11 protein-coding genes are annotated in these 11,847 nt (G+C 69.0%); 4 read left to right on the forward strand and 7 right to left on the reverse strand.

Annotation, left to right across the window (positions count from 1 at the left end; translation table 11 throughout):
• Positions 1–50 precede the first annotated feature (50 nt).
• Positions 51–911, forward strand: a complete 861-nt coding sequence (locus OUA97_RS10930; protein WP_267231921.1) for an acyl-CoA thioesterase — start codon at positions 51–53, stop codon at positions 909–911.
• 81 nt (positions 912–992) lie between these two features.
• On the forward strand, positions 993–3,158 hold the full coding sequence (locus OUA97_RS10935; protein ID WP_267231922.1) for a tetratricopeptide repeat protein: 2,166 nt from the start codon (positions 993–995) through the stop codon (positions 3,156–3,158).
• 13 nt (positions 3,159–3,171) lie between these two features.
• Here OUA97_RS10935 and OUA97_RS10940 read toward each other — a convergent pair whose 3' ends face one another.
• The 6 genes from OUA97_RS10940 to OUA97_RS10965 form a co-directional block, all read right to left on the reverse strand.
• A complete protein-coding gene (locus OUA97_RS10940; RefSeq protein WP_267231923.1) occupies positions 3,172–3,549 on the reverse strand; it encodes a limonene-1,2-epoxide hydrolase family protein in 378 nt (125 codons plus the stop codon).
• A 62-nt stretch (positions 3,550–3,611) separates the two neighbouring features.
• Positions 3,612–4,154, reverse strand: coding sequence for a ribosome maturation factor RimM (gene rimM, locus OUA97_RS10945; RefSeq protein ID WP_267231924.1), 543 nt, complete (start codon positions 4,152–4,154; stop codon positions 3,612–3,614).
• Between the two features lie 12 nt (positions 4,155–4,166).
• Positions 4,167–4,646, reverse strand: coding sequence for a 30S ribosomal protein S16 (gene rpsP, locus OUA97_RS10950; RefSeq protein ID WP_267231925.1), 480 nt, complete (start codon positions 4,644–4,646; stop codon positions 4,167–4,169).
• 20 nt (positions 4,647–4,666) lie between these two features.
• Positions 4,667–6,196 (reverse strand): signal recognition particle protein, encoded by a 1,530-nt coding sequence (gene ffh, locus OUA97_RS10955; protein ID WP_267231926.1) that lies wholly within the window; start codon positions 6,194–6,196, stop codon positions 4,667–4,669.
• Between the two features lie 202 nt (positions 6,197–6,398).
• Positions 6,399–6,962, reverse strand: coding sequence for a hypothetical protein (locus OUA97_RS10960; protein WP_267231927.1), 564 nt, complete (start codon positions 6,960–6,962; stop codon positions 6,399–6,401).
• Positions 6,963–7,042: 80 nt separating this feature from the next.
• A complete protein-coding gene (locus OUA97_RS10965) occupies positions 7,043–7,849 on the reverse strand; it encodes an SH3 domain-containing protein (protein ID WP_267231928.1) in 807 nt (268 codons plus the stop codon).
• Between the two features lie 213 nt (positions 7,850–8,062).
• Here OUA97_RS10965 and OUA97_RS10970 point away from each other — a divergent pair, with 213 nt between their 5' ends.
• Complete coding sequence (locus OUA97_RS10970; RefSeq protein ID WP_267231929.1) at positions 8,063–9,802, forward strand: N-acyl-D-amino-acid deacylase family protein; 1,740 nt, start codon at positions 8,063–8,065, stop codon at positions 9,800–9,802.
• A gap of 8 nt (positions 9,803–9,810) precedes the next feature.
• On the opposite strand, the gene OUA97_RS10975 is transcribed toward OUA97_RS10970, so the two are convergent.
• Complete coding sequence (locus OUA97_RS10975) at positions 9,811–11,028, reverse strand: MFS transporter (RefSeq protein WP_267231930.1); 1,218 nt, start codon at positions 11,026–11,028, stop codon at positions 9,811–9,813.
• A gap of 125 nt (positions 11,029–11,153) precedes the next feature.
• On the opposite strand from OUA97_RS10975, the gene OUA97_RS10980 reads away from it, so the two are divergent.
• Positions 11,154–11,765, forward strand: coding sequence for a TetR/AcrR family transcriptional regulator (locus OUA97_RS10980; protein WP_267231931.1), 612 nt, complete (start codon positions 11,154–11,156; stop codon positions 11,763–11,765).
• Positions 11,766–11,847 lie beyond the last annotated feature (82 nt).

Here is an 11,847-nt window from a genome sequence, read left to right on the forward strand (position 1 = left end):
TATCGGCTTAAGCCGATGCCTTTCGCAGTTGCAGCATTTTTAGAGATCCGATGGAAACGCCCGAAATCCTCACCGAGACCCTGGCCCTCGAACGCATCGAGGTGAACACCTTCCGCGGCGTTTCGCCCGAGGACGGACCGGGCCGGATCTTCGGCGGCCAGGTGATCGCCCAGTCGCTGCTGGCCGCCTATGAGACGGTCGAGGAGCGGATCTGCCACTCCCTGCACTGCTACTTCATCCGCCCGGGCGACCCGCGGATCCCGATCCTGTTCGAGGTCGACCGCTCGCGCGACGGCGGCACCTTCACCACCCGCCGGGTGATCGCGGTGCAGAACGGCAAGCAGATCTTCAACCTGGCCGCCTCGTTCCAAGTCGCCGAAGACGGCTTCGAGCACCAGGCGCCGATGCCGGCCGTGCGCAGCGCTGACGACATGGCCGCCGAGGCCGAGGCCCACAAGAAGGCCGTGCTGGACGGCATGAGCGAAGAGATGCGCCGGATGATGAACCGGCCGCGCCCGATCGAGATGGTCGGCCGCGACAACTATGGCTTTGGCCGCAAGCCCAAGCCGAGCGAGCCCAAGAGCGACACCTGGATGCGGGCCGTGGCCCCGATCGGCGACGATGCGCGCATGCACCAGGTGATCCTGGCCTACGCCTCGGACATGAACCTCTTGTCGACCGCCATGCGCCCGCACGGCGTGGCCTGGCAGACGCCGGGCCTGCAGTCGGCCAGCCTCGACCACGCGATGTGGTTCCACAAGGCCTCGAACTTCAACGACTGGCACCTCTACACCCAAGACAGCCCCAGCGCCTCGGGCGGCCGCGGCTTCGTGCGCGGCGCGATCTACGGCCAGGACGGGACGCTAGTCGCCTCGGTGGCCCAGGAAGGCCTGATGCGAATGAAGAAGTAATCCCAAATGGCGGCGAGCTCCGGCTTGCCGCCTTTGTTTTCCGACTGTTAGGCTCGGCGCTTCCTCGAAGGGGGCGTGCGAGTGTTCGGACAGTTCCTCAGTGAGTTGAAGCGTCGAAACGTCATTCGTGTGGCTGCGCTCTACACGGTGACCGCCTGGGGGATTTTCCAGGTCGCCAAGACGATCTTCGAGACCCTCGATTTTCCCAAGTGGACCAGCCAGGCGGCTCTGGTGGTGCTGGCGCTCGGCCTGCCCATCACCGCAATCATCGCCTGGGCGTTCGAACGCGCGCCGGATGGAAGCATTCACCGCACGACGCTGCCCGAAGGCGACGAGGCCCCGCCGAGGACGGGGCTGACCCGGCTGGACGTCATGCTGCTGGGCGGCATGGGCCTGGTGCTCGGGGTGACCGCGGCCATGGTCAGCGGGGTGATGCGCGGCGGGCCGCTGCAGATGCTGGGCGGACCGCCCGACAAGTCGGTGGCGGTGCTGCCGTTTACGACCTTCAGCCGGGCTCAGGACGCCGAGTATTTCGCCGACGGCCTGACCGAGGAGGTGATCAACAGTCTGGCTCAGTCGCCGGAGCTGAAGGTCGCCGGCCGCACCTCGAGCTTCTACTTCAAGGGCAAGAACCAGGATCTGCGCGAGGTCGGCAAGAAGCTGGGCGTGGCGCACGTGGTCGAGGGCAGCGTGCGGCGCGAGGGCGATCGCCTGCGCGTCACCTGCCAGCTGGTCGCCTGCAAGGACGGCTTCCACCTGTGGTCGGAGACCTATGACCGCCAGATGATCGACGCCCTGGCCCTGCAGACCGAGATCGGCGAAGCGGTGGCCGAGGCGATGAAGGTCAAGCTGGCCCTGCGCGGCGCGCGGCCCGGCGGTGAGCCGCGGAGCCCGGACGCCTACGCCCTGCAGCTCACCTCGATGGCCCAGCTTCGCCGCCAGGATCCGGAGTCGCTGAAGCAGGCGCGGACGGGGTTCGAGAAACTGATGGACCTGGAGCCGCGGAACGCCGCGGCCTTCGCCGGCTACGCCCAGGCGACGATGGTGCTGGCCCAACAGGGCCTGTCGATGGATATCGGTGAGGCCGGTCGTGTCGCGCAGGGGGCGATCGATAAGGCGGTGCAGCTCGATCCGGAGTCGCCGGACGTCTGGATGGCCAAGGCGATGATCGCCCGCGTGCAGAGCATCCGGATCGGCGGTCCCCAGTACGAGAAGGCGTTCGACGAGGCCATCGCCCGCACCCTGAAGCTGGCGCCTAACAAGCCTGAGGCGCTGAGCGCCAAGGCCTCGCGGCTGAACGACCTGGGCCAGTCGGAGCAGGCGGTGGTGTTCGGACGCAAGGCCCTGACCCTCGATCCGCTGAACCGCTCGACGATCATGACCTACGGCAAGGCGCTGATGAACGTCGGCCAGCTGGACGAGTCCGAGCGCCAGTTCCATTCGGCCACCGAACTGTACCCCGACTACGAACAGGCCAAATACCAGCTGGCCATGGTGCTGACCGAGAAGGGCCGGTTCGACGAGGCCGAGCCATGGCTGAAGGCGATCGCCGACGGCCAGGACCCGTTCATCTCGCTCCAGACGTCATGGGTCTATATGAACCTCGGTCTGCGCGACGACGCCGATGCGGTGCTCCGGGCGATCAGCGAGTCGCCGGCCAAGGAACTCGGCGAGGTCACCATCCTTTGCTACGACGGCGACTGGCCAGGCGCGCTGGCCATGGGCCGCTCGCTGATGGCCAAGGACGACGAGCCGTTCTGGCCGATGGTGGTGTTCCAGACCTCGGTGATGACCGGCAAGTACGCTGAGGGCGTCGCGGCGCTGAAGAAGCTGCGGCCCGACATCTTCTCGCCCGAGCCGGCGGTGACCGGGCTGGACCTGGCCATGCCGACCGTGGCGGCGCACGCGCTGAATCGCACGGGCGACCGGGCGCAGGCCAAGCGGCTGCTGGACGAGGTGCTGAAGGTGACCGCGCCGACGCCAGGGCAACGGCCGCCGAACGACTGGCTCGTCGCCCGGGCCAAGGTGTTCGCCGAGAAGGGCATGCGGGCCGAGGCGGTCGCGGCGCTGGAGAGCGCCTATCAGAACGGCTGGCGCGGCATCTTCCTGTGGGACGAGAGCCTCTGGCTCGACCAGCAGCCGAACCTGGCGGCGCTGCGCGAGGATCCGGCGATCCAGGGGCTGATGGCCAAGGCGCGGGCCGACCTCGCACGGCAGCGCGCGGCGGTGCTGGCCCAGCGGGCCTGACCGCCGCGGCGGATCACGACGCCGGCTGCAGCGGGCGCGTGTAGGTGGCGAGGTCGAAGTAGTCGCGCCAGACCTTGATCTTGCCGTCCTGCATCTCGAATACGCCGCAGCATGGCAGGTCGACGGCGGTATCCCCGACCATGGTGCGGTCCAGTCGTTCGGCGATCACCACGTCGCCGCGCGAGATCAGGTTGAGCACGTCCCACTGGGTCGACGTCCAGCCGCGCACGAACCCGGCGATGAAGGCGCGCAGGTTCTCGCGACCTGTGACCGGCCGGGTGGGCATGTTGTAGTAGGTGCCGTCGTCGGTGAAGAAGCAGGTCAGCTCGTCGGGGTCGAGCCGCGACCAGGCGGCGATGAAGTCGCGGATGGTCTGTTCGTTCTGGTCCATGGTCGCCCCCCGACTGGTTGTTTGGTGCAACCTAGCCTTTTGCCGGAGCGAAGCGCCAGGACTCAGTCCTGGTCGCGGCCTTCGTCGGGGTCGGCCTCGATGACGGCCGGCGGTTCGGCGATCAGCCTGCCCTCGGCGATACGGACTTCCGGCACCGCCTCGCGCGTGAAGGGCAGCCACCAGCTGGCCCCGGCCTTCGGCTGGATCTCGAGCAGGTCGCCGGCGCCGAAGTCCTGGACGGTCTTGACCTTGCCCAGCAGTTCGCCAGCCGTGGTCTCGACGGCAAGGCCGATGAGGTCGGCGAGATAGAACTCGTCCTCGTCGGGTTCGGGCAGGCTGTCGCGGGAAATGTAGAGCTTGAGGCCGCGCAGGGCTTCAGCTGCGTTGCGGTCGTCCACGCCCTTGAGGCGGGCGACGATCCCGCCCTTGGTCGGGCGGGCCGAGGCGATGGTCAGGGCGGGCGAACCGTCCTGACGCATCAAGCCCTTGTAGCTCGCCAGGGCCATGGGGTCGGCGGTGAAGGTCGTGACCTTCACCTCGCCGCGTACGCCATGGGCGGCGCCGACCTGGGCGACGAAAATCAGATTGTGCGTTTCGTCGCCCATGTCGGGTTCGAGTTAGCCTTCGGTTTGTTCCGGAGCGGCTTCGTCAGCGGCCGGAGCTTCGGCGGCCGGAGCTTCCGCAGCCGGGGCTTCCTCGGCCGGAGCGGCTTCCGGTTCCGGAGCCGGCTGGGCGGCGGCTTCGGCGGCGGCGGCGGCGCGATCGGCTTCACGCTGGGCGCGCTCTTCAGCGCGTTCCTTGGCCTTGCGGCCCGGCTCGGCCTTGTTCGGGTTGTTGCCGGCTTCCCACTTCACCAGGCCTTCGTTGGCCAGGAAACGGGCGACGCGGTCGGTCGGCTGGGCGCCCTTCTTGAGCCACGCCTGGATCGACTCGACCTTCAGGGTGACGCGCGCCGGGTCGTCCTTCTTGAGCATCGGGTTGTAGGCGCCGACCTTCTCGATGAAGCGGCCGTCACGCGGCGAGTGCGAGTCGGCGATGACGATGTTGTAGTAGGGGCGCTTCTTGGCGCCGCCACGGGCGAGACGGATCTTGAGCATGGGTTAGTCCTTTGTAAGCTCTAGGATTTCTTGAAGGGGTTGAAGCCCGGCGGCAGATTGCCGAGGCCAGGAAGCTTCGGACCGCCGGGACTGCCGAGGCCGGGCAGACCGCCCCCTTGGCTCGCCAGCTTGCCGAGTTCTTCCAGTTGCTTGGGATCGGGCGCCGGCATCTTGCCGCCGCCCAGGGCCTTGAGACGGTCCATGCCGCCGCCGCCCATCATGCCGGCCATGCGGGCGAAGCCCTTGCCGCCGTCGCGGCTCATCATCTTGAAGGCGTCGGCCATCTGGCGATGCTGCTTCAGGAGCCGGTTGATCTCGGCCACGTCGACCCCGGCGCCGGCGGCGATGCGGCGCTTGCGCGAGGCCTGCAGGATGTCGGGCTTCTTGCGCTCGGCCTTGGTCATCGAGGAGATGATCGCCATCTGGCGGTCGATCATCTTGTCGGAGACGTTGGCTTCCGAGAGCTGCTTCTTGACCTTCTGGACGCCCGGCAGCAGGCCCATCAGGCCTTCCATGCCGCCCATCCGCTTCATCTGATTGAACTGCTCGGCCATCATGTCGAGGTCGAACTGTCCCTTGGCCAGCTTCTTGGCCATGGCCTCGGTCTTGGCCACGTCCAGGTCCTGGGCGGCCTTCTCGACCAGGGCGATGACGTCGCCCTGACCCAGGATGCGGCCAGCCACGCGGCGGGCGTCGAAGACGTCGAGGCCTTCGATCTTTTCCGAGACGCCGAGGAACTTGATCGGCAGGCCGGTGACGGCGCGCATCGACAGGGCCGCGCCGCCGCGGCCGTCGCCGTCGGCCCGCGTCAGCACCAGGCCGGTGAGCGGCAGGCGTTCGTGGAAGGCGGTGGCGGTGCGCACCGCGTCCTGGCCGGTCAGGCTGTCGGCGACCAGCAGGGTCTCGGTCGGGCTGGCGATCTTCGCGATCTCGGCCGCCTCGGCCATCATCGCTTCGTCGATGGTGGTGCGGCCGGCGGTGTCGAGGATGACGACGTCGAAGCCCTGCAGCTTGGCCGCGGACATTGCCCGGCGGGCGATGTCGGGCGCCGACTGGCCGGGCACGATCGGCAGGCTCTCGACCCCGGCCTGCTTGGCCAGCAGGGCCAGCTGCTCCATGGCCGCCGGGCGGCGGGTGTCGAGCGAGGCCAGCAGGACCTTCTTGCGGTCCTTGGCCAGCTTCAGGGCCAGCTTGCCGGCGGTGGTGGTCTTACCCGAGCCCTGCAGGCCGGCCATCATGATGACCGTCGGCGGGTTGAGCGCGAGGTTCAGGCCCTCGGCGACATCGCCGCCCAGCATCTCGACCAGGCCGTCATAGGTGATCTTCACCACCTGGTCGGCGGGGCGGATCGAGCGGATCACCTCTTCGCCGGCGGCCCGTTCCTTGGCCTTGGAGATGAACTCGCGGACGACGGGCAGGGCGACGTCGGCCTCGAGCAAGGCGACACGCACCTCGCGCAGGGCTTCGTCGATGTCCTTTTCCGAGAGCACGCCCCGCCCGGAGAGGCGGTCGAAGACCCCGGAAAGCCGATCTGTCAGTGCGTCGAACACGCGGCGGAACTCCTATAGGCCCAAACGCAATCGACCCCCGTGGACGATCACGTCGACGGGGGGCCTCGCCGCCCTCGTCCCACATAAGTCGTGGGGGTCGTGGCGGTGGAGGGCGCGAATGCTATGCGCCAGAAGGGGGCGCTTATGCCCCTGTGGATGGAATAGGTCAAGGATTTGGCGCCGGGGGCGTCGGCCGATCCACTCACTGCGAGGGCCAGTACCCGCGGCGGAGCAGGGCATAGGCCGTGGAGACGTCTTCGACCGAGCGGAACACGATCTGGTTTTCCGTGCCGAAGTTCCAGATCCCGACCGTCAGAGTCGCTTGAGGCTTCTCGCCGATGAATATCGTCGCTCTCCCCTTTCGCTCGCGTTCGATGCGGACCTGGTTGGGGATGGGAACGCTGCTGGCGGTTCCATACCCGTCCGCGCGACAGGAGAGGGCTCTGATATTGGTGATCGCGTAGATGGTGCGTATCCGCCATTCGGCGTCGCCCTTGAGGATGATGGGAAAGGCGATCAGCCCCGCCAGGCTCACCCAGACCGCTTCAGGCCCCGCCATCGCTGGGTCGACCAGGATCAGCAACGGCGATAGCGCCAACATCAGCGCCGTGAATGCGGCCGCCTTGACCTGGCCGTTGTAGCAGGGCCAGCGGAGCGTGCCCTGGGGCGGGCGTCCGACCCACAGAATCTTCTCGATCGTCTCGTCGGCGTGCAGGTGGGGCCGGATGATCGCTGTCAGGTCCGGCGAGACAATCGACTTGCTCATGCTCAAGCTATGACACGGCCTGCGCGCACCGTCGCGGGGCGGGCGACGGCCCGGCGAGCTAGGCCGGGCCGGCAGTCGGACTAGCCCTGCACCACCCACTGACCGTCGGAGCCCTTGCAGGCGGTGTGGCGTGAGGTTTCCGGCGCGCCGCTCTGGGTGCGGATGGTCTGATCGAAGGTGCGGCAGACCGAGTTGCCGCCGGCGTATTGATTGCCCCGGGCCGGGCGGACCACAGTGTCGGACACGTAGCCGATCGCCTGGCCGTCGCGGCCGGCCAGCAGCCAAGGCGTGCCGCTGACCCGGGCCAGGGCGTCGAAGCTCTGGCCGCCCGACAGCTTGCCGACGACCGGCGCCGAGGTGGTCGGCCGGGCGCGGACGTTGACGGTCTTGGGGGCCGTGTAGGCGCCGGAGGCGGACTCGTAGGCCGAGGCCGGCTCGACGCCATTGGCGAAGCGCAGGCCGCTCAGCGAGACCGGCTGGCCGCCGCCGTTCGAGGTGGAGACAACGCGCACGTCGCCCGAAGCGCCGGTCTCCGGGTTGGACCAGGACTGCGAGCCGCCGCGGTCGAGGGCGTTTTGGGCCGCGTACTGCGCCTTCTGCTGATCGCTGCGCTGCATGCGGCAGCCGATGTAGGAGCCGGCGGCCGCGCCGGCCGCGGCGCCGAGCACGGTGCCCAGCGTGCGTTCGTTCTTGGCGAGGTTGCTGCCGACCACGCCGCCGACCAGGCCGCCGATCACCGCGCCGCCGGCCTGCTTGTTGCCGCCGGCGTCGCAGCCGAAGATCGAGGACAGCGGGCTGCCCTGGCGCAAGGTCGGCTGGGCGCCCGCGGTCGCGGGCATGGCGAGAGCGACGGCGACGAGGGCCGCGGTGACTTGTGAAGGACGCATATCGGGTTTCCTGGACGGATCGGGGCCCCAAGCGGGGCGAACAAGCTCTGCCGGAAAATGCGCCTGCGTACGGTTCCGTTCCATGCCGCGGCGCAATCAAAAATTGTATCGACCCGCCGGCGGGCTGCCGCCACGGCGCCCTTGACCTGATCCCCTCTGCGGGCGGGTAATCCGCCCGAGCGTCGGACACACGGCGGCATAAGGGAGAACGCCATGGAACGGGCCTATGACCTGGTGATCCGGGGCGGTACGCTGGCGGACGGATCGGGCGGCCCGGCCTATGCGGCCGACGTCGCGGTCAAGGACGGACTCGTCGTCGCGGTCGGCCAGGTGAGCGGCGCCGGGATCGAGGAGATCGACGCCCGCGGCAAGCTGGTGACGCCTGGCTTCGTCGACATTCACACCCACTATGACGGCCAGGCGACCTGGGATCAGCGGATGCAGCCCTCGTCCTGGCATGGGGTGACCACGGTGGTGATGGGCAATTGCGGCGTCGGTTTCGCGCCTTGCCGGCCCGCCGACCACGACCGGCTGGTGCGGCTGATGGAGGGGGTGGAGGACATTCCCTTCCCGGTGCTGACCGAGGGCCTGCCGTGGAACTGGGAGAGCTTCCCGGACTATCTCGACAGCCTGGAGGGCCGCCAGTTCGACGTCGACATCGGCGCCCAGCTGCCGCACGCGGCGCTGCGGGTGTTCGTGATGGGCGAGCGCGGCGCCAACCGCGAGGACGCCACCCCGGACGACATCGCTGCGATGGCCGCCATCGCCAAGGGCGCGGTCGAGGCCGGGGCGCTGGGCTTTTCGACCTCGCGCACGCTCAACCATCGGACCAGCGACGGCCAGCCGACCCCGACCCTGACCGCCTCCGAGGACGAGCTGACCGGCATCGCCATGGGGCTGGCCGCGGCGGGCAAGGGCGCGCTGCAGTTCGTGTCCGACTTCGGCGACCCGGAGGCCGAGTTCGCGATGCTGCGGCGGATCGTCGAGGCGTCGGGGCGGCCGCTGTCGTTCTCGCTGGTCCAGAGCCCGATCCAACCGGCCCAGTGGCGGCTGCTGCTCGACCGCCTGGAAGAGGCGAGCGGGGCGGGCCTGCCGATGCGGGCCCAGGTCTGCGGGCGACCGGTGGGGGTGCTGTTCGGGCTGGAACTGACGCTGAATCCGTTCACGCACTATCCGAGCTACAAGGCGATCGCCGCCCAGCCGTTGGCGCAGCGCGCCGCCAAGCTGGCCGATCCGGCGTTCCGCGCCCAGCTGCTGAGCGAAGGGAACGAGGCCTCGGCCGCGTTCGCCGCCAATATGACCCAGAACTGGAAGGTCATGTTCCTGATGGGCGAGACGCCGGACTACGAGCAGACGCCCGACCGTACGGTGCTGGCGCTCGCCAATGCACGCGGCGTGCGGCCCGAGGAACTGGCGCTGGACCACATGCTGACGAACGGAGGCCGGGGGATGCTGTACCTGCCGTTCCTCAACTATGCCGGCGGCTCGCTGGACCCGTCGTACGAGATGCTGAACCACCCGGACACGGTGCCGGGCCTGTCGGACGGCGGCGCGCATGTGGGGATGATCTGCGACGGCTCGTTCCCGACCTCGAACCTGACCCTCTGGACGAGGGACCGAACGCGCGGGCCGAAGCTGGCGCTGGAGGCGATGGTGCGGATGCAGAGCCACGACACCGCCGCGGCGCTGGGCCTGCACGACCGCGGGCTGGTGGCGCCGGGCTACCGCGCCGACCTCAACGTCATCGACTATGACGGCCTGACCCTGGGCGCGCCGAGCGTCGCCTACGACCTGCCGGCCGGCGGGCGACGGCTGGTGCAGCGGGCCGACGGCTATGTGGCGACCATCGTGGCCGGGCAGGTGACCTATCGCGACGGTCAGCCGACCGGCGCCCTGCCGGGCCGGCTGCTGCGCGGGGCGCGGGCGGCGCCGACGGCGATCGCGGCGGAGTAGCCGAACGATCACTCCGCCGGGACGGGTTCGACGCTCGTGTCGTCGGCCCGAGCCTCGCCCAGGACGCGTTGGCCCAAGGTGACGATCAGCAGGGCCGAGCTTGCTGCGACCACCGACACCCAGAAGCCGCTGCGGGGGCCGAAAGCGTCGACGACCAGGCCGGAGACGAAGGCGCCTAGGGCCATGCCGATGCCGATGCCGGTCATCACCCAGGTCACCCCCTCGGTCAGCGACTCCGGGGGCACGCGCCGCTCGATCAGGCCAAAGGCGGTGATGAAGGTCGGCGAGATCGCCACGCCGCTGAGAAAGATCGCGCCGGCCAGGACGGGCACGCTGTCTGCCAGCAGCAGGGGCAGGGTGGTCAGCAGGACGACGCCCAGCGCGGCCAGCAGCTGATGCTGCAGGGGAACCTTCAGGTTCAAGGCGCCGATGATCAGCCCGACGATGAAGGAGCCGAGGGCGTACACGCCGATCACTAGGCTGGCGGCGTCCGGCTGGCCCAGCTCCCGTGTCAGGGCGACAGTGCTGACCTCGGCGGTGGCGAAGATCGCGCCGACGAAGATCAGGGCGGCGGTGATGATCTGGACCGGCCGCAGGCCGATGGCCGACGTGCGAGCCCGGCTCGCCGTCGCCCGGACCTTCGGCTCGGTGCGGCGTTGGAGTACGAACGCGGTCATTCCGGCGGCCAGGAAGAGGGTGGAGGCCAGAAGCCCAGCTTCCGGGAATACGGCCACGCTGAGACCGACCGAGAGGGAAGCTCCCGCGATGTAGACCAGTTCGTCGGCGACCGACTCGAAGGCGAAGGCGGTGTTGAGCTCGGGCCGGTCGCGGAAGATCTCGGTCCAGCGCGCGCGCACCATGGCCGGGATGCTGGGCATGGCCGCCGCGAGCAACGCGGACGTGAACAGGGTCCAGGTCGGCCAATCCAGGCGGGAGGCGAGGATCAGGGCGCCGAAGGCCAGCACGGAAATCGCCGCTGTCGGGGGCAGGAGCCGACTCTGGCCGAAGCGGTCGACGAGACGCGAGATCTGCGGCGCGGCGAAGGCGTTGGTGAGCGTGAAGACGGCGGCGACCGCCCCCGCGAGCCAGTATTCGCCCCGGGCCTGGGACAACATGGTGACGATGCCGATGGGGGCCATGGCGATCGGCAGCCGCGCCACGAAACCCGCGGCGGCGAAGCCCTTGGTCCCAGGGGCCTGGAAGATCTCGCGATAGGGATTGGGCATGGCCTGGCCTTTCGATGGTGGCGGCGCACGTCCCGAAGTCCTACATACGCCTCGTATGCCAGTGAGGTGGTTACATACGTCTCGTATGTCAACCGCCCCCCGCCGCTTTCCGACCGGAGCCCCAGATGACGCGAAGATCGCGCCCCGAGATGATCGCCGAAACCCGCGCCAAGCTGATCGCCGCGGCGCGAAAGGCGTTTGGCGAGCGGGGCTATGCCGACGCCTCGATGGACGACTTCACGGCGAAGGCCGGCCTGACGCGGGGCGCGCTCTACCACCACTTTGGGGACAAGAAGGGCCTGCTGGAGGCGGTGGTTCGCCAGATCGACTCGGAGATGGCGCAGCGGCTGAAGCTGATCGCCGCCGCCGCTCCTACGCCGTGGGAGGGCTTCGTCCTGGAGAACATCGGTTATGTGGAGATGGCCCTGGAGCCGGAAATCCAGCGGATCATGCTGCGCGATGGTCCCGCCGTGCTGGGCGATCCGTCGCGCTGGCCAAGCGCCGACGGCTGCATTGCGGCGATCCGCGCCAATCTGGAGCAGTTGCAGGCAGACGGCGTGGTACGGGACGACGTTGACGCGGATGTCGCCGCGCGGCTGATCTCCGGCGCCTCGACGGACGCCGCCATGTGGATCGCCAACGCCTCGGACGCCGCCTCGGCGTCCCGCAAGACCGTTCCGGCCTTCAAGGCCCTGATGGAAGGGTTGCTGCGTAGACCTCAGGCGGACGCCGGATAGCCAGCCCGGTTTCCAGCGGCGGGCGAACGGCGCGGCGCCATTCCCCATGGCCCTGACCGCCGACGCAGGCCATAAGCGCGGG

It is taken from the genome of Phenylobacterium sp. 58.2.17, assembly GCF_026411515.1.
GTDB lineage: Bacteria > Pseudomonadota > Alphaproteobacteria > Caulobacterales > Caulobacteraceae > Phenylobacterium.

What these genes read in the sequence shown, in the direction of transcription:
- OUA97_RS10930 (WP_267231921.1), top strand. Translation starts at nt 51, where the DNA reads ATGGAAACGCCCGAAATCCTCACCGAGACCCTGGCCCTCGAACGCATC.
- OUA97_RS10940 (WP_267231923.1), bottom strand. Translation starts at nt 3,549, where the DNA reads ATGGACCAGAACGAACAGACCATCCGCGACTTCATCGCCGCCTGGTCG.
- rimM (WP_267231924.1), bottom strand. Translation starts at nt 4,154, where the DNA reads ATGGGCGACGAAACGCACAATCTGATTTTCGTCGCCCAGGTCGGCGCC.
- rpsP (WP_267231925.1), bottom strand. Translation starts at nt 4,646, where the DNA reads ATGCTCAAGATCCGTCTCGCCCGTGGCGGCGCCAAGAAGCGCCCCTAC.
- OUA97_RS10960 (WP_267231927.1), bottom strand. Translation starts at nt 6,962, where the DNA reads ATGAGCAAGTCGATTGTCTCGCCGGACCTGACAGCGATCATCCGGCCC.
- OUA97_RS10965 (WP_267231928.1), bottom strand. Translation starts at nt 7,849, where the DNA reads ATGCGTCCTTCACAAGTCACCGCGGCCCTCGTCGCCGTCGCTCTCGCC.
- OUA97_RS10970 (WP_267231929.1), top strand. Translation starts at nt 8,063, where the DNA reads ATGGAACGGGCCTATGACCTGGTGATCCGGGGCGGTACGCTGGCGGAC.
- OUA97_RS10975 (WP_267231930.1), bottom strand. Translation starts at nt 11,028, where the DNA reads ATGCCCAATCCCTATCGCGAGATCTTCCAGGCCCCTGGGACCAAGGGC.
- OUA97_RS10980 (WP_267231931.1), top strand. Translation starts at nt 11,154, where the DNA reads ATGACGCGAAGATCGCGCCCCGAGATGATCGCCGAAACCCGCGCCAAG.